This is a genomic window from Nonlabens marinus S1-08, from assembly GCF_000831385.1.
Classification (GTDB): Bacteria; Bacteroidota; Bacteroidia; order Flavobacteriales; family Flavobacteriaceae; genus Nonlabens; species Nonlabens marinus.
The window spans coordinates 734,567-752,433 of the sequence record NZ_AP014548.1 but is presented as its reverse complement, the minus strand read 5'-3'; the positions used below and the strand labels follow the sequence as shown (position 1 = coordinate 752,433).

The following is a 17,867-nucleotide window of genomic DNA, read 5'->3' as shown; positions in this document are numbered from 1 at the left end:
GCTCAACGGCTATCAGTGAGTTGAACTATTAATTTCAATCAATCTAACTACCGACTTATGCGCAAAACCTGCTAGACTATCAGCAGTGCGTACGTGATACCAGTCATTGCTATTGCCTATAATTTGTAGGGTGTCTTCATAAATAGTGCGCAATGAAACAGAGCTAGCGCTTGGTTGCTGGTGCATAAAAGCACTGAGACCAAACCCGACGCCACGGCTTTTGAATGGCATTTCGGTACTGTTTTCAGGTATTGGTATTTGCCAGATGTAGGGTTTTGGATCAACAGCACCACCTGATTTGTAAATTCCAAAATGCAAGTGTGACGCTGTGGTTCTAGCGTTTCCTGTATTTCCAACTAATCCTATCGTATCTCCTCGACTCACTCGTTGACCGGTGGTGACCAGTTGAGAATCTAAATGCGCGTAATAATGACTGGATGAGGTAAGCGCATCCTGCAGCCAGATTTGTTTCCCGCCCAGCCCACGATCTCTTACTGCGCTTATCCTACCATCTGCAGCGGCAACTACTGGATGACCACGGTCTGCAAAAATGTCGTTTCCTTCATGGGATCTGCGGCCACCATCTCGAGCTACTCCCCAAAATGATTTAATAGCATTATTGCTCTTTCCAGGAAGAGGAAAGTCTAATAAGGGCTGTTTGTATATTTTGAGCTGTGTGCTATCCCGTTTTTCTAAGAAGGACTGCAGTACAATTTGTAGGCGTTGGTGCTTATCGTTGATGATTTGAAGTGCAAGTGAACTGTCAGTGACACGCGCTGTTTGAATCAATTTGCCTTGAATATCATAAGCTTCTAGTATCCAAGAAGGCTTGATCGTATCGATGGCAATGGTGGCGAACACGCTTTCGCCTTGAGCGACATTGACCCAATATCCGGCAGCAAATGGGCTCTCTATTCTTGTTTGTACAAACTCGCTATAAGATTCACTTGTAGTAATGCTGTCTTTTAATGCCAGCTGTTTCAAACTCTTCCATTGCTCTAAGTCCTGTGGAGTTTTTTTAAGCTCACGTTCATATACTTGGCGCGCTGACGGCTTTACTATGAAATCAAAATATTCAGGTTTCAAAAAATAGGTCAGCACTGCAATTACCATGAGAATAATTACCAAAAGACCAACACTATTTTTACGAAAAAATGACATCTAACTACTGATCAAGTAGGGTTTGCAGAGTTGTGTCAAGATCAGGATTATCAGGACTCATGGCGTTATCATCCAGTAAGTTTCCTTGCTTGTCATACAGCATGTATCTAGGGATCACATAAAATTCACGTTCTTTAAAAAATGCTGCTTGTTCAAAATTGCGAGCTAAATAATTATTTTCTAAAGTGGTAATTTCAAGATGCATCTCAAATGGCATCATAGCGGTATCTGTACCAATGTTTAAAATAACAAAGTCCTTATCTGCATATTTCTTCTCCAATAATTCTACGGATCGCATTTTATCCTTCGACGTGAAACTGTTCCAAAAGTGGACATAGACCACTTTTCCCTCGTGCATAGCCAATAAATCTTCCATAGAATAGTAGATATCCTCGCCATCCGTAAGATGGATGATCTCATTAGAAGAGGTATCCACATCTGCAAATCGCAACGGCTGTTTTGATTCTTCTTTACAAGAAAGTAAAATGAATAAAAAGACAAGAATAAGGGAGTTTTTCATGGGTTAAGAGAATAAATATTTGACTAATTCTTCAATTTTGGAAACGGTATGTACGTGGATTCCTTTGTTTTTAGGGGCAGATTTGGAAGGCGCGATAAACACTTTCTCAAAGCCTAGTTTTTCAGCTTCATTGACACGTTGCTCCATACGGCTTACAGGGCGTATTTCACCTCCCAGACCTACCTCTGCACTAAAACAGTGTTGCGAGGAAATCTCAATGTCAAAATTTGACGAAAGTACCGCAACCACCACAGCAAGATCAATGGCTGGATCGTCTACATTAATACCGCCCGTGATGTTCAAAAACACGTCTTTTTGTCCTAGTTTAAAACCGGCTCGTTTTTCCAGTACCGCAAGAATCATGTTCAGGCGTTTTAAGTTATAGCCTGTAGCGCTGCGTTGCGGTGTTCCATACACTGCAGTACTTACTAAGGCTTGAACCTCGATAATCAATGGGCGCATTCCTTCCATGGTCGCTGCGATGGCGGTACCGCTTAAGGTGGTGCCACGCTGTGAAATCAACAGCTCACTAGGGTTAGTGACCTCTCGTAAACCGTGACCCAGCATTTCGTAAATACCTATCTCGTGCGTAGAACCAAATCGGTTTTTAAGTGCTCGTAAAATCCTATAGGTATGATTGCGCTCTCCTTCAAATTGAAGTACGGTATCGACCATGTGTTCCAGCACTTTAGGACCTGCAATATTTCCGTCTTTAGTGATGTGACCTATGAGAATAACCGGTGTATTAGTTTCTTTAGCAAACTTTATAAGTTCGCTGGTGCATTCCCTAATTTGAGAAACACTCCCAGCAGTACTTTCAATATGATCCGTTTGCAGGGTTTGAATGGAATCAATAATCAACGCTTGTGGTTGATTCTCTGTGATCTGGCGGAAGATATTTTGTGTCTTTGTTTCAGTCAGGATGTAGCAGTTCTCCGCTTCTTTTTTAATGCGCTCGGCCCGCATTTTGATTTGTTGAGCACTTTCTTCGCCGGAGACGTAGAGCGTTTTAAAAGGCAAATTCAAGCACAATTGGAGCAATAAGGTGGATTTTCCTATTCCCGGTTCTCCACCTAGAAGGGTGACCGATCCTGGCACTAAACCACCGCCCAGAACCCGATTGAATTCGGCATTTGTGGTGTCCATTCTTGGACTTTCTGTGGCGTCAATTTGGGAAATTTGCTGTGGTTTTTGAGTTCGCTTTCGCGAAAGCGAACTTTCTCCATCACCAGTTTGTTCCCAGCTGGGAACCGTTTTTTTCTCGACGACTTCTTCTACTAAAGTATTCCACTCCTTACACGTGGTACATTGCCCTTGCCAGCGGGCGTGCTGTGCACCACAATTTTGACAATAGAAAGTAGTCTTGACTTTAGCCATCGGTGATTTTTTGGAAAGATAAAAAGGATGCAGCTACAGTTGCTAAAAATTCTAGGTTTTCCTGATGGAGAACAATAGAAAACACAACAAACCGAAAACGATGACCAGAGATGTTTGCGACAACCAGATGATCCATCCAAATGCAGTGCCCACGGTAGCCCCATACCCGAAAAGGAGCAGCACCTGACTGATCAAATAAGGATATGCGCCAAAGCCCCCATTTGTAAAGGCTACTGCAAAACTTCCTGCTACAAACGCACAAAGCACTGCACTTAACGGCATGGAATCTGTATCTGGAATGGCAAAAATGCACACATAAAACATGGCGAGGTACATGCCCCAAATAAATAGCGTGTGCGCTAGATACCACCATTTATGTTTCATGGTCCAGATGGTTGTAAATCCATCCTGAATACCTACTAGAAAACTGCGCACTTTTTTCATGAGCTTCAGTTTTTTGAGCAAGAAAATACCAGCAACTGTTAAAACAGCAAGGATACTGAGGTACACGGTAATTTTGATAGGGTTCGCTTTCGCGAAAGCGGAATTTAAACCATCTCTGAAAAAATCTAGTATTTCACTGCTAGCTGTGAGCAACGCGGTGGCGGTAATGGCCAGTAACAATATAAAATCTAGCACGCGCTCTGCAATGATGGTTCCAAGGCCTTGATCGATAGGAATATCATCTGTACGTTTCACGATGACTGCTCGCGTCACCTCGCCGCTGCGCGGGATGATGAGGTTCATGGCATATCCAGAACCTATAGCGATAATGTTATTTAGAAATGTGGGTTTTTTGTCCAGTGCGGCGAGCATATAATTCCACCGCCAGGCTCTAGAAAGGTGGCTCAACATGGCAAAAACCAAACCGATTGCGATATACGAATAGTCTGCATCACGCAAGTACGATTTAATTTCTTCTAATTGATCTGGGGTGAATTGCTGGTAAGAAATAAAAATCAAAAAAGCTCCCAACATCAATGGTAGGAGAATTTTTAAAATCTTGATGATTGCTTTTTTCAAGCTTTAGGTAAGTGTGTTGTCCTTCTCGTTAGGGAATAACAAGCTGGGTTTGAAATCACGTGCTTCTTCTAGTGTCATTTGTGCATAACAAATGAGAATCAAAACATCACCCACAGCAACTAATCGCGCAGCAGCGCCATTCAAAGTAATTTCTCCGCTGCCACGAGGCCCAGGAATAGCATACGTTTCTAGACGGTTGCCGTTATTGTTATTGACGATTTGCACTTTCTCGCCTTCGACAATATTTGCGGCATCCATAAGATCTTCATCTATCGTGATGCTGCCTATATAATTGAGGTCTGCTCCAGTTACCTTAACGCGGTGAATCTTGGATTTAACAACTGTAATTAACATGGTACAAAGATACAATTTGTGTTATGGATACCTAACACCTAATTCAACGGAATATTATCGATAAGACGAACGCCTTCTAGATGCACTACTATAAAAGCTCTGTAGTTTTTTGAAGAATCTTTGATCGTTGCTGGGGATAGGGTCTTTTCATCAGCAATAGTAAAGTACTCAAGTTCAAAACCTGATAGTTGACTAATTTTTTTTGATACAAACGCTATAGTTTCTTTGATGCTATGTTTTGAAAAATAACCGGGAGCCTCCTTTAAAACTTGATAAATCTGAGCTGCTTTGATAAAACCTTCTGGACTCAAACGAGCATTTCTAGAACTCATCGCAAGTCCACTTTCTTCTCGATGGATAGGATACCCTATGATTTCAATGGGTAACTGAAGTTTTTCTTTCAGCTTTTTAATGATCTGTAATTGTTGGAAATCTTTTTCACCAAAATAAGCTCTATCGGGCTGGACAACTTCAAATAAAAACTGTAAAATCGTTCCAACACCATCAAAATGTCCTGGCCGCTGGGAGCCTTCCATCACATCTTCTAGACCGTCAAAATGATAAGATTTAGATACAGCTATCTTTCCATACACATCTTCAACGGCAGGTGCGTATGTAATAAAATTTGAGGAGTCTAATTGAGATTCCATTAATTTCAAATCGGCTTCTAAAAGTCTAGGATACTTCTTTAAATCTTCTGGATTATTGAATTGTGTAGGATTCACAAAAATGGAGACTACTAAAAAATCGTTGTCTTCCAGCGCTTTTTTCATGAGTGCAAGATGCCCCTGGTGAAGAGCTCCCATGGTCGGGACAAAACCAATTGATTTGTTTGTATCCCTATGATTATTAAGATACTGTGATAAGTTTTTGTGGGATTCAAATACCATGTTGGATTGGGGTAAATAGCCTACAAACATAAGGTTTACAAGTCAATGTGCAAGAAAAAGTGTATTTTTGCAATCTGCTAGAAGAAAGGCTGCAAAAATTGATCTATGAAGGAAAAAAGAGTATTGTACGTATCCTCAGAAGTTATTCCCTACTTACCCGAAACCGAAGCATCATCCATGTCCTACTTTGCTCCTAAAATGGTCAACGACCGTGGGGGACAGATACGGATTTTCATGCCTCGTTTTGGAAATATCAACGAACGTCGTCATCAATTACATGAAGTTATCCGCTTGAGCGGTATGAACATGGTGATAAATGACTTAGACATGCCTTTGATTATTAAGGTAGCATCCATTCCTAAGGAACGCATGCAGGTGTACTTTATTGATAATGAGGATTACTTCAAGCGCAAAGCAACATTGACTGATGAGAATGGCGATATGTTTGATGACAATGATGAACGAGCTATCTTTTTTGCTAAAGGCGTTATTGAAACAGTAAAGAAATTGAACTGGGCTCCAGATATTATTCACGTTCATGGATGGCTTGCAAGTCTACTTCCATTGTATTTACGTAATTACTATGGTACAGACCCTTTGTTTGAAGAAAGTAAGATTGTGACATCTGTTTACAATCAATCGTTCGAAGGAACGTTAGATGAGGAGATGTATGAGAAATTACAATTTGATGCATTGGATGATAGCGTGATAAGTTCTTTTAAAGAACCTTCCTATTTAAACCTTATGAAGAGTGCTGTAGTCTACAGTGATGGAATCATTAAAGGAAGCGAGACATTAGATCCAGATCTGGAGAGTTTTATAGATGGACAGGATAAGCCTATTTTAGATTATCAATCTCCTGAAGAATTTGCCGATGCTTACGAATCGTTTTATCTTGATAAGATCCTTAACGTAAAAGAAGAAGCTTAAGAAATGAATAAATTATTGAAGTATGGAACGATGGTGCTAGCCATCGTTTTTGTTCTAGTAAGTTGTGATACAGACCCAACTGAATTAGGTAGTGATTTTCTAGGAATTGATATTGACGGGACCATCGTCCAACAAGATTTTGAAGCAAAGGCATTCAGTGCTCCATTGAATCCAGTGCAGACGAATAATTTTCCGTCTGTTCAATTAGGAACTTATACAGATCCTTTATACGGAGAGACTAAATACGAGTTTGTGACCCAATTGAGCCTAGCTACTGCAGGCGTTGATTTTGGAGCTAATAGAAGATTGGATAGCGTTGTTTTGGAAATCCCCTATTTCACAACAGTGGAGGGACGTGAGGGTGAAGCTACTACTTATTCTATAGATTCTTTATATGGTACTGGAGAAGTAGATGTCAAAATTTTCGAGAATAGATATTTCTTGAACAGCTTTGACCCTAACAATGTTGACCAGGCTGCTGTTTATTATTCTGATTTTGGAAGCGTAATTGCTGCTAATGCTGGACAAGAAATTCTTCCATTCAATGAGAATAATGGAGTAAACCCGTTGTTAGTAAGTTTCCGCCCAGACAATAGAGAAATTAACTTGACAGAAGTTGATGATACTAATACAAAAGTCACAACAGAACGATTGTCTCCTAGGTTGCGGCAAAAACTAGATCTAGAGTATTGGGAGCAGAAAATTTTTAATTTGCCAACTGGAGCTTCTCAGCTTTCTAGTGATAGTAATTTTCAGAATTACCTACGTGGTCTTTATTTTAAGGTGAGTAACCCTACCAATGATGGTATGCTTGCTTATTTAAATCTCAACGATGCCGCTATAACCCTATATTATAATTCTGACATCCTAGATTTAAATGATTCGAACGGTAATGGTCGGACGGACGACTTTTTTAATATAGACTCTTCTTTCAAAATTAATCTTGCAGGAACTAAGGTGGTTTTGACTGAGTCTAATGTTCCTCAACAAACACAAGCAGCAATTTCAAATTCCTTTAATCCGATTGAAGGTTCAGAAAGACTTTATATAAATGGCGGTGCGGGAGCAATTACACTTATCGATTTGTTTGGTCCAGATAATGATAATGATGGAGAAGCTGATGCTTTAACTTTACTTAAGTCTAAGAATGTTTTGGTAAACGAGGCGAACTTAGAGTTTTACGTGGATAAAGCCCAAGTCACCGCGGGTAGTAAGGAGCCAGAACGCATTTTGATTTATGATTTTGTCACAGGTAGATATTTATTGGATTTTGAACCGTCTGGAACCGGAATTACCTCAAACATTAATCATTTAGGACGTTTAGAAGTTGAAAGTAATGGAGATAGAAGGTATAAAATTCGACTAACAAATCATATAAGTCAGGTTTTACAAGACAATCTACCTAATAATAGATTAGCGGTAGTAGTCTCTCAAAACGTGAGTTTACTTGGTAGCTCTAAAGTAAAATCTCAAACTCAGCCTTTACCCATTAGTTCAATACCTATAAGTGCGGGAATTGCTCACGAGGGAACTGTTTTGCATGGTAACCTTTCTGATGATGCAGCGAAGCGACTTAAATTGAAAGTATTTTATACAGAACCTAATTAATAAGAATATATGTGTGGAATTGTAGGTTACATTGGTAAACGTGATGCCTATCCTATCGTCCTTAATGGATTAAAAAGATTGGAATATCGTGGATATGACAGTGCCGGGATTGCTCTATATGATGGTGAAAACCTGAATGTCAGCAAGACAAAAGGAAAGGTTTCTGATCTCCAGTCTAAAATGGAAAAAGATAATCTTATCACTGGTAACATAGGAATAGGACATACTCGTTGGGCAACTCATGGTGTCCCAAATGATGTTAACTCTCACCCCCATTATTCTAACAATGGTAATCTAGTTATTATCCATAATGGAATCATTGAAAACTATGAACCCCTCAAAAAAGAATTAAAAAACCGAGGGTATACGTTCAAATCAGATACAGATACTGAGGTTCTGGTAAACTTGATAGAAGATGTACAAAACCAACAGGGTGTTAAGCTAGGTAAAGCAGTTCAGATCGCACTGAATCAGACTATCGGCGCCTATGCTATAGCAGTATTTGACAAGACTAAGCCAGATGAAATAATTGTTGCAAGACTAGGATCGCCTTTAGCTATTGGCGTTGGAGAAGATGAATTTTTCATCGCTTCAGATGCGAGTCCTTTTTTAGAGTTTACGAAGAATGCTATTTATCTGGAAGATGGTGAAATGGCCATAGTACGTACTCATAAAGAAATTAAAGTAAGAAAAATTCATGATGACTCCTTAGTAGATCCTTACGTTCAGGAACTCCAAATGAATCTAGAAGAAATTGAGAAAGGTGGTTACGATCACTTTATGTTGAAGGAAATTTACGAGCAGCCTCAGGCTATTAGAGATACCTTTAGAGGTCGCATGTTACCTGATCAGGGGATCATTAAAATGGCTGGTATAGACGACCATATTGATAAGTTTGTCAACGCCAAACGCATCTTAATTGTGGCCTGTGGCACAAGTTGGCATGCTGGTCTGGTAGCCGAATATATTTTTGAAGAACTTGCTAGAGTGCCCGTTGAGGTAGAATACGCCTCAGAATTTAGATACCGTAATCCGGTAATCGATAAAGACGATGTATTGATAGCTATTTCGCAAAGTGGAGAAACGGCAGATACCATGGCGGCGATCAAGCTCGCTAAAGAAAACGGTGCATTTGTTTTCGGTGTTTGTAATGTGGTAGGAAGTTCGATTGCTCGTGAAGCCCATGCAGGAGCTTACACCCATGCAGGCCCTGAAATAGGTGTGGCTTCAACTAAAGCTTTTACAACTCAAATCACAGTGTTAACCTTGATTGCGTTAAAGTTAGCTAAGAAAAAAGGCAAGCTGTCTACTAGCGAATTCCATAAATATTTAGTGGAACTTGAGAGCATTCCAAACAAAGTGAAAAAGGCATTAGAATCTAACGACCTTATCGAGCAAATAGCTCATGTTTATAAAGATGCCAAAAACTGTTTATATCTAGGTCGCGGATTCAATTTCCCGGTTGCCCTAGAAGGGGCATTGAAGTTAAAAGAGATCAGTTACATTCATGCAGAGGGTTACCCAGCTGCCGAAATGAAACATGGACCTATAGCACTTATTGATTCTGAAATGCCAGTGGTGGTTATTGCCACTAAGAAAGGACATTACGAGAAAGTCGTAAGCAATATTCAAGAAATCAAATCCCGCGAGGGCAAAATTATAGGTATCGTTACTGAGGGTGATCTGGATGTTAGAGAACTAGCGGATCATGTGATTGAGGTTCCAGACACGTTGGAATGTTTGACTCCTTTATTGACAACCATTCCATTGCAGCTGTTGTCCTATCATATTGCCATAGCGCTCGACCGTAACGTCGACCAGCCACGCAACTTGGCTAAGTCGGTTACTGTAGAATAATCACATTATATAAAATCGCAAATGGATACAGTTGGATTGATTTTCGGAATTATGGGTATGTCTATGGGAGTTACAGGTTTTCTTTTCGGTATTATTTGTTTTGGGAGAGTTGAAAAACTCACGAAACAACTCAAGGATCAAGGTATCTTAGGAAAGGATTATAAAGAATAAGAGTTCTAGAAACTCATTTATTAAAGCCTCATTCTTGTAATGAGGCTTTTGCTTTTTACGCTTTCGCGAAAGCGAACTGCCTTTCAAAACCCAGCAATTTTCAAATGCAGAAAAAAGTAAAAAATCGCTTATTTATATAAAACTGAATGCAGTATCTTTGCGCCACTGAAAAAAGGCTTTTTGAGCTGTATCTTTTTAAGTTTTAAAACATTATAGAATGTCTCAGATTACAGGTAAAGTTTCACAAATCATCGGCCCGGTGGTTGACGTAACATTTGATAGCACGCAAGGCGTACTTCCTAACATTTACGATTCGTTAGAGATTGAATTGAAGGGAAATAAATTAGTTCTTGAGGTGCAGTCGCACATAGGCGAGAGCACAGTGAGAACCATCTCCATGGATTCTACTGATGGATTGAGTAGAGGTACAGCGGTAGTCGCTACGGGAAACCCTATCAAGATGCCTATAGGTGATGATGTTTATGGTCGTCTATTTAATGTAATAGGTGATGCCATCGACGGTTTAGGTGATTTGCCTAAAACAGGCGATAAAGGTCTTTCTATTCATAGATCTGCACCTGCGTTTGAGGACCTTTCTACATCTACTGAAGTTCTTTTTACCGGTATCAAGGTTATTGACTTGATCGAGCCTTATGCAAAAGGGGGTAAGATTGGACTATTTGGTGGTGCGGGAGTAGGTAAAACAGTATTGATTCAAGAATTGATTAATAACATCGCAAAAGGTCACGGTGGACTTTCTGTTTTTGCAGGAGTTGGTGAGCGCACACGTGAAGGGAATGACCTTCTACGTGAGATGTTAGAATCAGGAATTATAAAGTACGGAGATGCATTTATGCACTCTATGGAAGAAGGTGGATGGGACTTGAAATCTGTCGATAAAGAAGTGATGAAAGAGTCTAAAGCGACCTTCGTTTTTGGACAGATGAATGAGCCACCAGGAGCACGTGCTCGTGTAGCGCTTTCTGGTTTGACGATTGCAGAATACTTCCGCGATGGTGGTGCTGATGGTCAAGGGAAAGACGTTCTTTTCTTTGTTGACAACATCTTCCGCTTTACTCAAGCAGGTTCTGAGGTGTCTGCACTTCTAGGACGTATGCCATCTGCGGTAGGTTACCAACCAACATTGGCGACTGAAATGGGTGCGATGCAAGAACGTATCACATCTACTAAAAAAGGATCTATTACATCTGTACAGGCGGTTTACGTACCTGCAGATGACTTGACAGATCCAGCACCAGCAACAACCTTTGCTCACTTGGACGCAACAACTGTATTATCTCGTAAGATTGCAGAACTAGGTATTTACCCAGCGGTAGATCCACTAGATTCTACATCACGTATCCTTACAGCAGACATTCTAGGTAAAGAGCACTACGACTGTGCACAACGAGTAAAAGAGTTGTTACAGCGTTACAAAGAACTTCAAGATATTATCGCGATTCTAGGAATGGAAGAGCTTTCTGAAGAAGATAAGCAAGCGGTTTACCGTGCTCGTAAAGTACAACGATTCTTATCTCAGCCGTTCCACGTAGCAGAGCAGTTTACAGGTCTTAAAGGAGTTCTTGTAGATATCAAAGACACTATCAAAGGATTCAACATGATCATGGATGGTGAGCTAGATAACCTTCCAGAAAGTGCCTTCAACTTGAAAGGAACCATCGAGGAAGTAATCGAGGCTGGTGAGAAAATGATGGTAGAAGCTTAAACAAGTTATGAGTTCAGAGTTATGAGTTATGATCGACTCTGAACTCTGAACTCATAATTCATAACTAGAATGATATGTTTTTAGAAATAGTAACTCCAGAAGAAACGCTCTACAGCGGTGAAGTTGAGTCTGTATCTGTTCCAGGTATGGAAGGGGATTTTCAGATGCTGGATAATCACGCCCCTATTGTTTCTTTGTTAACTAATGGCACGGTAAAAATGTATGGAAACATCACATTAGCACCTGCAATAGCGGACAAATTTGTAAAGGCTAATGGAACTACTGATTTTAAAATCAAAGGTGGTGTTCTAGAAATGAAGGATAACAAAGCTATCGTTCTAGCGGACTAATCTCATTTTATTAAAATATTGAAAAGCCTCGATTCAGCGAATCGAGGCTTTTCTGTTTTTGTTCGCTTTCGCGAAAGCGAAGTATGGTCTAGTCTAAGTTTACTCTTTACGGTATTCCAATAAATCTCCAGGCTGGCAGTCCAAAGCTTCACAAATAGCCTCTAGTGTTGAGAACCGTACCGCTTTTGCCTTACCTGTTTTAAGTATGGAAAGGTTAGCATTTGTGATCCCAACAATATCTGCCAGCTCGTTGCTGCGCATGCCTTTCTGGGCAAGAACTACGTCTAGATTGATGTAGATAGGCATATTATATGATTAGGTCGTTTTCCTCCTTCAACCGTATACTCAGGCCAATGATTCTAGAGGTCAAAATAAGGATGATACCAAAGGCTATTAGAACTAAAAGCGAATCAAACGAATATCCAAAATCCATAGAATTAGAGAGTCTCTTAATATCATTATAGGGAGAATAAAAATAAATAAATGCCGGGATTTTAAAGAGTAAAGCACCTGACACGCAAGCTATTCCTGCCTTGTTGAGTGATGAAGACACCTCTATACTAATCGATCTCATTGGATCCATCAAATTAGCAGCTCTTCTCAAATAATGAATCATGGCTAGAAATAAAAACTGGGCAGTAATGCACAAGCTCAAAACAATATAAAATGTCCAATGATTATTCTGTAGTAGGTATCCTCCTAATTTAAAATTTAAGGTAAAGCCATCGTCGGCCATGATAAAATATAGAGGTGAAGCTAAAGCAGAGGCCCAAGCGAAGAAATACAAGAACCCCAATACAGCTCTTAGAATGCTAATCCATCTCATAATTATACCGTTAAGTCGTTTTCCTGCTGTAGCTCCACTCCACGTTTAAAAACAAAGGCTATAATAAATAGGACTCCTGCCATAAACAGAAGCTCCGTTGCGCCCCAATCTTGAGAGATTGACAACCCTTTTTTTGAGAGCCAGCTTTCATACTTATCAGCAACAAAGGCGATAATGCCCGTAACGAGTGCGTAATAAGCAATCTGCGAAATCATTTTTGCTACTTCTTCTGTAAACGGATGGTCAACGCTTACCTTAGAAAGCGTGTGTATCAACAACCAGAAAAGATAGGCTTGTAGTACTGCAATCGCGATAATAAACGAGATAAGAAATAGATAAGACTGTTGCGAGTAGGTCAATAGGCTCGAAAGATCAAGGCCTAAATATAGATTTTGGGCGCTTTCAGGATTTACATAGAGACTTATAACGGTCGAAAATAGAATCGCACCAGCCTTTATGCAAAACCCGATGAAAATGATCCATGATCCAACTTTCATCAATTCTAAAATTTGTTTTGTTTTCATAGTTTGATTAGAATTATTAATTAACGAATACCGATAGGACACAGGGTTATATTGTTAGATCGTTTTCTTCCTTTAATATTGCGGCACGCTGTAAAACGTGAGATAAATATTTGAACATCAGACTCAAAAAAATCAGGAAGTAGCTTAACCAGAAAATAGGTTTAAGCAAATAGCTTATTCCTGTATGTCCAATTAATAATCCTTCGGTAAATGAATAGATCATCAGCACAAATGCCATTACTTGTAATAAATTAGCTGATGTACTCAAATATTTTAAGGGCTCATTGCCATAAAGATCCCCTCTCAACATATGCTCTGCCATTTTGCGCAAATAATATGCACAAGCTATCATTAAGGCATATACGATTGCCCATACAACCGAAATAACTAGTAGTCTCCACACAGAAATTTCAGAGACATCAAAACCAATAAATCCTCTATCGTCATAGGGAAAAGCGTATTCGATGCCAATTATAAATCCAATAAATAAAGGCGCAGAATAAAGAAAGTAAAGAGACTTTTTAGAATTAGCTACTTTCTTTTCTAACTCAAATTCACTCAGTAGTTGACGCTTGAAGTTATTGGGTTTGAATTTTGAAATATTGACGATAATCAACAGTGCAACTCCAAAAGCAATCAGTGCAAGAGGAATAATATGAATAAGTGATAAATACTTATTTCCCTCAAGTTCTAATCTAGAAAAGCTAATCAGAAGATAAACCCATAAGCCTATGTAAATAAGTACTTCAGGTATAAGAGTCCATATATTCCTTTCAACTGATAAATACTGCTTGAGTGAACCATTAGTTTCCTTTGAAGCTTTCCTCAACTGATAGTATTTAACAATGATTATGGGAACAATCATAAAACCAATAATCCAAAACGCAAGGTTATCCATATCTCGATTTAAAGAATCAAACATAACAACATTTATTGAATAACAATAAAAAAACATCGTAAAACAATAAATATTAATTATAAACCATTGGTTTTAAACTGTTTGCGATATGAGGTTGAATAGACTCCATTCTTGTAACCCGTCACCATCCTGACAGCGTTCTGATTTCCCGTATTTTTGCAGTCATGATCCCAGAAAAGCTACTCCTAAAACTTGCCCAGCGCCATGCAGATGGTAGCATGCGCGACTTGAAGACAACCAAAGGGCTCATGGACTTTTCGTCCAACGATTATTTGGGCTTTTCTAAGAAAATAAAACCTCAAGAAATCCACCCATCGCAAGGCGCAACAGGTTCGCGATTGTTGACCGGTCAAACAGAAGCTTGCCAATTGCTAGAACAGAAAATTGCCAAATTCCACAACGTGGAATCTGCCTTGATTTTCAATTCGGGTTACGATGCTAATCTGGGCCTCATCAGCAGCGTGGCGCGACGTGGGGATTTAATTCTGTTTGACGAATACATTCACGCCAGCATCAGGGATGCGATTAAATTGAGTGATGCGAAGTCCTTAAAGTTTCGTCACAATGACTTAGGACACCTAGCCATCTTGCTCGATAAATTCTCAAAAGAAGAATCGCAAGAAGTTTACGTCATCACAGAAAGCGTTTTTTCCATGGACGGCGACATGCCTAACCTAATGGAACTTGTGAAGCTGGTCGAAGTAAAAAGCAATGTGCATCTCATCCTGGATGAAGCACACGCATTAGGTACTATAGGAAATCATGGGGAAGGTCTTGCGCAATCTTTGGAACTAGAAGATAAAATATTCGCGCGTATTGTGACTTTTGGTAAGGCACTAGGCAGTCATGGCGCTGCCGTTTTGGGTGACTTTGACCTCAACCAATTCTTAGTCAATTTTGCTCGCAGTTTTATATATACCACGGCATTGCCGCCTCATGCGCTTCAATGCATCTCCAGCGGTTACGATCTGCTTCAGCAGGAGCAAAAAACCGTGCAGGAACTACAAGAATTGGTGCAAAAATTCAATCGTTTTGTAATTCAAAGCGGTTTGAAATTGCGCTTTCGCGAAAGCGTCACTCCCATACAAACCTGCATCATACCAGAAAATGTGAAGGTCAAAAAGGCCGCACTGCAATTACAGGAATTGGGTTACGACATAAGGCCTATCTTGTCACCTACGGTTCCAGCTGGTGAGGAACGCTTACGCATCTGTTTGCATAGTTTCAACACGGCAGAGGACTGCGAAAAAATGCTCGCGCAACTGGCTTTAATCGTTAAGAACCTATGAAAAAATTCCGCACGGTAGCTATTTTTACCTATCCGGCAGAGGCTCAGGTGATGAAAGGAAAGCTGGAAAGTGAAGGAATCAGCGTCTTTTTGCGTAATGAATATACTATTGCCGCAGAGCCTTTTGCCAGTAACGCCATGGGCGGGATCAAGATGGATGTATATCTAGAGGATTTTATAAAAGCAAATGCGATTGTAGAGCAAAGTGATCCGGACTTTACCCAGACCATGACGGTGTCCATTAAGTGTCCCAATTGCGGGAAGCGCAGCGTTAGGGAACAACATGATGTAAACAGTGCCAAAGGAGTAGTAGAAACCTTGCGCGCAGCGCTTTATAGTATCATTCCCTTTATAGATCACAAGAACTACAAATGCATGAATTGTACAACGGAATTTGATTTGAATGAATAGTTATTTTATTACCGGTATAGGAACAGATGTTGGAAAAACAGTGGCTGCTGCTATTGTTACTAAAGCACTGAACGCAGATTACTGGAAACCCATACAAAGTGGTTTAACAGAAACCGACCGCGGCACCCTTCACGAACTATTGCCCGATTTTAAAGGCACTTTCCATCCAGAAGCTTACCGTCTTAAAACGCCTATGAGCCCACACAAAGCGGCCGAAATTGATGGTGTGGAAATCAAGTTGGATCAAATAAAGCGACCTGAAACTTCTAAAAATATTGTGGTAGAAGGCGCAGGTGGCTTGATGGTTCCCATCAATAAGGAACATACCATCACAGATTTAATTCTTCCAACAGATAAAATTATCCTGGTAAGTTCAGGATATTTAGGTAGCATCAACCACACCTTATTGAGCATTGCTTATTTAAAATCCCGTGGATTGAAATGCGCAGGAATCATCTATAATCATGTAGATCTGGACGGGACCATTGAAATTATTGAGCAAATGAGCGGTATCCCTACCATCGGGCATATGGAGAAGCACGATCAGATTACGCCAAGGTTGGTAGCAGATTATGCGGTGCAATTTCAGCAAAACCTAGAAGCCTTATGATTGCCAGCGAGTTATTAAAGAAAGATGCGCAGCACATTTGGCATCCGTTGACTCAACATAAAACGGCATTGCCGCCGCTGGCTATTTCTCATGCTCAGGGTAACTATTTGTACGATCATGAGGGCAACAAATACTTTGACGCGATTTCCAGCTGGTACACTTGCAGTTATGGACATGTGAATCCTGCATTGACTCAGGCATTAAAAGATCAAGTGGATCAATTGCACCATGTGGTGTTTGCTGGCATGACTCACGAGCCTGCCGTACGATTGTCAGAGAAATTGCTCAGCATACTTCCAGATAATCAGGAGAAGCTGTTTTTTTCTGAAAATGGATCGACCAGTGTAGAAATCGCTTTAAAAATGGCGTTTCAGTACCATTTCAATCGTGGAGAAAAGCGACTTGCTGTGGTAGCGTTGGAAGGTGGTTTCCACGGCGATACCTTCGGTGCGATGAGCGCCTCTGGATTGTCCGTTTATAACGGCCCGTTTGAAGAGTTGCTCATAGAGGTTATCCGTATACCAGCGCCTACTTCAGAAAATATGGAGATCGTTTTGCAACAAGTGGAGCAGCTCATTGCAGAAAATGACATTGCCAGTTTTATTTATGAGCCGCTGGTGCAAGGTGCCGCTGCCATGCAAATGAATGATGCTAGTGGGTTGTGCCGTTTGATAAGACGCTTTCGCGAAAGCGGAATTCTTTCCATCGCAGATGAAGTAATGACGGGTTTTGGGAAAACAGGAAGTCATTTTGCAAGTAGCCAAATCCAAAATAGACCTGATATTATTTGCCTTTCCAAAGCCTTGACTGGCGGGATCATGCCTATGGCTATCACCAGTTGCACCCAGGAAGTATACGATGCCTTTCTCCACGATGAAAACAGCCGCGGATTCTTCCATGGGCACACTTATAGTGGAAGCCCGCTAGGTTGTGCGGTAGCAGCAGCAGGTATCGATTTGCTAGTTTCAGAGAATATTCAGGAAGGGATTAAGCATATCAGCTTATCTCATGCAGGGTTTTTAGATCAATTAAAACAACATCCAGCAGTGGGCGATGTAAGACATTGCGGTGTCATCCTAGCGTTTGACCTAGCAGCAGAAATGCAACGGTACGGGAATGAGCGCAACCTGATATTTCAATGGTTTTGGAAAAGGGGTGTTTTCCTGCGACCCCTAGGGAAAACGATCTATCTGGTACCGCCATTTACAACTACAGCTGAGGAATTAAAGTTTCTATACGATACAATTTTAGAGTTTCTGGATTCAAGAGCAGTTTAGTGGTTAGAAAAGCCCAACTTTAAGGGCTTTTCCCCATTTTTGCAT

The 17,867-nt window shown here is 40.4% G+C and carries 20 protein-coding genes; 10 read left to right on the top strand and 10 right to left on the bottom strand.

The window, feature by feature from the left end:
- Positions 1–12: 12 nt before the first annotated feature.
- From NMS_RS03525 to panC, 6 genes are read right to left on the bottom strand one after another with little or no spacing between them, the layout of a single operon-like run.
- The gene (locus NMS_RS03525) at positions 13–1,113 is read right to left on the bottom strand and encodes a M23 family metallopeptidase (RefSeq protein ID WP_052476681.1); all 1,101 of its coding nucleotides are present in this window, start codon (positions 1,111–1,113) and stop codon (positions 13–15) included.
- Positions 1,114–1,165: 52 nt separating this feature from the next.
- Entirely contained in the window at positions 1,166–1,681 is a 516-nt protein-coding gene (locus NMS_RS03520) for a TlpA family protein disulfide reductase (RefSeq protein WP_041495441.1), read from the bottom strand.
- A 3-nt stretch (positions 1,682–1,684) separates the two neighbouring features.
- Positions 1,685–3,058 carry a DNA repair protein RadA gene (radA, locus tag NMS_RS03515; RefSeq protein WP_041495440.1) on the bottom strand — a complete coding sequence of 458 codons (1,374 nt, stop codon included), beginning with the start codon at positions 3,056–3,058 and terminating at the stop codon, positions 1,685–1,687.
- A 51-nt stretch (positions 3,059–3,109) separates the two neighbouring features.
- Positions 3,110–4,081, bottom strand: coding sequence for a lysylphosphatidylglycerol synthase transmembrane domain-containing protein (locus NMS_RS03510; RefSeq protein WP_041495439.1), 972 nt, complete (start codon positions 4,079–4,081; stop codon positions 3,110–3,112).
- A gap of 3 nt (positions 4,082–4,084) precedes the next feature.
- Positions 4,085–4,435, bottom strand: a complete 351-nt coding sequence (gene panD, locus NMS_RS03505; protein ID WP_041495438.1) for an aspartate 1-decarboxylase — start codon at positions 4,433–4,435, stop codon at positions 4,085–4,087.
- Between the two features lie 38 nt (positions 4,436–4,473).
- Positions 4,474–5,325, bottom strand: a complete 852-nt coding sequence (gene panC / locus NMS_RS03500) for a pantoate--beta-alanine ligase (protein ID WP_148311326.1) — start codon at positions 5,323–5,325, stop codon at positions 4,474–4,476.
- Between the two features lie 105 nt (positions 5,326–5,430).
- Here panC and NMS_RS03495 point away from each other — a divergent pair, with 105 nt between their 5' ends.
- The 6 genes from NMS_RS03495 to NMS_RS03475 all read left to right on the top strand — a co-directional run bounded on the left by NMS_RS03495 (position 5,431) and on the right by NMS_RS03475 (position 11,967).
- Positions 5,431–6,255, top strand: coding sequence for a glycogen/starch synthase (locus NMS_RS03495; protein ID WP_041495436.1), 825 nt, complete (start codon positions 5,431–5,433; stop codon positions 6,253–6,255).
- Positions 6,256–6,258: 3 nt separating this feature from the next.
- Positions 6,259–7,863 carry a DUF4270 domain-containing protein gene (locus tag NMS_RS03490; RefSeq protein ID WP_041495435.1) on the top strand — a complete coding sequence of 535 codons (1,605 nt, stop codon included), beginning with the start codon at positions 6,259–6,261 and terminating at the stop codon, positions 7,861–7,863.
- A gap of 9 nt (positions 7,864–7,872) precedes the next feature.
- Positions 7,873–9,720, top strand: coding sequence for a glutamine--fructose-6-phosphate transaminase (isomerizing) (glmS, locus tag NMS_RS03485; RefSeq protein ID WP_041495434.1), 1,848 nt, complete (start codon positions 7,873–7,875; stop codon positions 9,718–9,720).
- 21 nt (positions 9,721–9,741) lie between these two features.
- Positions 9,742–9,891 (top strand): hypothetical protein, encoded by a 150-nt coding sequence (locus NMS_RS13960; protein ID WP_173405813.1) that lies wholly within the window; start codon positions 9,742–9,744, stop codon positions 9,889–9,891.
- A 217-nt stretch (positions 9,892–10,108) separates the two neighbouring features.
- Positions 10,109–11,617, top strand: coding sequence for a F0F1 ATP synthase subunit beta (atpD, locus tag NMS_RS03480; RefSeq protein WP_041495433.1), 1,509 nt, complete (start codon positions 10,109–10,111; stop codon positions 11,615–11,617).
- 74 nt (positions 11,618–11,691) lie between these two features.
- The gene (locus NMS_RS03475; protein WP_041495432.1) at positions 11,692–11,967 is read left to right on the top strand and encodes a F0F1 ATP synthase subunit epsilon; all 276 of its coding nucleotides are present in this window, start codon (positions 11,692–11,694) and stop codon (positions 11,965–11,967) included.
- A 99-nt stretch (positions 11,968–12,066) separates the two neighbouring features.
- On the opposite strand, the gene NMS_RS03470 is transcribed toward NMS_RS03475, so the two are convergent.
- From NMS_RS03470 to NMS_RS03455, 4 genes are read right to left on the bottom strand one after another with little or no spacing between them, the layout of a single operon-like run.
- A complete protein-coding gene (locus NMS_RS03470) occupies positions 12,067–12,273 on the bottom strand; it encodes a helix-turn-helix domain-containing protein (protein ID WP_041495431.1) in 207 nt (68 codons plus the stop codon).
- A 1-nt stretch (position 12,274) separates the two neighbouring features.
- Entirely contained in the window at positions 12,275–12,793 is a 519-nt protein-coding gene (locus tag NMS_RS03465; RefSeq protein WP_041495429.1) for a hypothetical protein, read from the bottom strand.
- A gap of 2 nt (positions 12,794–12,795) precedes the next feature.
- Positions 12,796–13,317: a DUF2975 domain-containing protein gene (locus NMS_RS03460; RefSeq protein WP_041495428.1), complete on the bottom strand. Its 522-nt coding sequence runs from the start codon at positions 13,315–13,317 to the stop codon at positions 12,796–12,798.
- Between the two features lie 46 nt (positions 13,318–13,363).
- The gene (locus tag NMS_RS03455) at positions 13,364–14,215 is read right to left on the bottom strand and encodes a DUF2975 domain-containing protein (RefSeq protein WP_158448952.1); all 852 of its coding nucleotides are present in this window, start codon (positions 14,213–14,215) and stop codon (positions 13,364–13,366) included.
- A 185-nt stretch (positions 14,216–14,400) separates the two neighbouring features.
- Between NMS_RS03455 and NMS_RS03450 the strand changes: the two genes are divergently transcribed.
- The 4 genes from NMS_RS03450 to bioA are packed head-to-tail and all read left to right on the top strand — an operon-like array spanning position 14,401 to position 17,822.
- Entirely contained in the window at positions 14,401–15,525 is a 1,125-nt protein-coding gene (locus tag NMS_RS03450) for an aminotransferase class I/II-fold pyridoxal phosphate-dependent enzyme (RefSeq protein ID WP_041495426.1), read from the top strand.
- Positions 15,522–15,935 (top strand): putative signal transducing protein, encoded by a 414-nt coding sequence (locus NMS_RS03445; RefSeq protein WP_041495425.1) that lies wholly within the window; start codon positions 15,522–15,524, stop codon positions 15,933–15,935. Before NMS_RS03450 ends, NMS_RS03445 begins: the two co-directional genes overlap by 4 nt.
- Complete coding sequence (bioD, locus tag NMS_RS03440) at positions 15,928–16,545, top strand: dethiobiotin synthase (protein WP_041495424.1); 618 nt, start codon at positions 15,928–15,930, stop codon at positions 16,543–16,545. The genes NMS_RS03445 and bioD overlap by 8 nt, the downstream gene beginning before the upstream one ends.
- Positions 16,542–17,822 carry an adenosylmethionine--8-amino-7-oxononanoate transaminase gene (gene bioA, locus NMS_RS03435; protein WP_041495423.1) on the top strand — a complete coding sequence of 427 codons (1,281 nt, stop codon included), beginning with the start codon at positions 16,542–16,544 and terminating at the stop codon, positions 17,820–17,822. Before bioD ends, bioA begins: the two co-directional genes overlap by 4 nt.
- Positions 17,823–17,867: the final 45 nt, after the last annotated feature.

What these genes read in the sequence shown, in the direction of transcription:
- NMS_RS03520 (WP_041495441.1), bottom strand. Translation starts at nt 1,681, where the DNA reads ATGAAAAACTCCCTTATTCTTGTCTTTTTATTCATTTTACTTTCTTGT.
- glmS (WP_041495434.1), top strand. Translation starts at nt 7,873, where the DNA reads ATGTGTGGAATTGTAGGTTACATTGGTAAACGTGATGCCTATCCTATC.
- NMS_RS03455 (WP_158448952.1), bottom strand. Translation starts at nt 14,215, where the DNA reads ATGGATAACCTTGCGTTTTGGATTATTGGTTTTATGATTGTTCCCATA.
- NMS_RS03465 (WP_041495429.1), bottom strand. Translation starts at nt 12,793, where the DNA reads ATGAGATGGATTAGCATTCTAAGAGCTGTATTGGGGTTCTTGTATTTC.
- NMS_RS03445 (WP_041495425.1), top strand. Translation starts at nt 15,522, where the DNA reads ATGAAAAAATTCCGCACGGTAGCTATTTTTACCTATCCGGCAGAGGCT.
- panC (WP_148311326.1), bottom strand. Translation starts at nt 5,325, where the DNA reads ATGGTATTTGAATCCCACAAAAACTTATCACAGTATCTTAATAATCAT.
- NMS_RS03525 (WP_052476681.1), bottom strand. Translation starts at nt 1,113, where the DNA reads ATGGTAATTGCAGTGCTGACCTATTTTTTGAAACCTGAATATTTTGAT.
- NMS_RS03470 (WP_041495431.1), bottom strand. Translation starts at nt 12,273, where the DNA reads ATGCCTATCTACATCAATCTAGACGTAGTTCTTGCCCAGAAAGGCATG.
- bioA (WP_041495423.1), top strand. Translation starts at nt 16,542, where the DNA reads ATGATTGCCAGCGAGTTATTAAAGAAAGATGCGCAGCACATTTGGCAT.
- NMS_RS03460 (WP_041495428.1), bottom strand. Translation starts at nt 13,317, where the DNA reads ATGAAAACAAAACAAATTTTAGAATTGATGAAAGTTGGATCATGGATC.
- bioD (WP_041495424.1), top strand. Translation starts at nt 15,928, where the DNA reads ATGAATAGTTATTTTATTACCGGTATAGGAACAGATGTTGGAAAAACA.
- NMS_RS03450 (WP_041495426.1), top strand. Translation starts at nt 14,401, where the DNA reads ATGATCCCAGAAAAGCTACTCCTAAAACTTGCCCAGCGCCATGCAGAT.
- NMS_RS03495 (WP_041495436.1), top strand. Translation starts at nt 5,431, where the DNA reads ATGAAGGAAAAAAGAGTATTGTACGTATCCTCAGAAGTTATTCCCTAC.
- NMS_RS13960 (WP_173405813.1), top strand. Translation starts at nt 9,742, where the DNA reads ATGGATACAGTTGGATTGATTTTCGGAATTATGGGTATGTCTATGGGA.
- atpD (WP_041495433.1), top strand. Translation starts at nt 10,109, where the DNA reads ATGTCTCAGATTACAGGTAAAGTTTCACAAATCATCGGCCCGGTGGTT.
- radA (WP_041495440.1), bottom strand. Translation starts at nt 3,058, where the DNA reads ATGGCTAAAGTCAAGACTACTTTCTATTGTCAAAATTGTGGTGCACAG.
- NMS_RS03490 (WP_041495435.1), top strand. Translation starts at nt 6,259, where the DNA reads ATGAATAAATTATTGAAGTATGGAACGATGGTGCTAGCCATCGTTTTT.
- NMS_RS03475 (WP_041495432.1), top strand. Translation starts at nt 11,692, where the DNA reads ATGTTTTTAGAAATAGTAACTCCAGAAGAAACGCTCTACAGCGGTGAA.
- panD (WP_041495438.1), bottom strand. Translation starts at nt 4,435, where the DNA reads ATGTTAATTACAGTTGTTAAATCCAAGATTCACCGCGTTAAGGTAACT.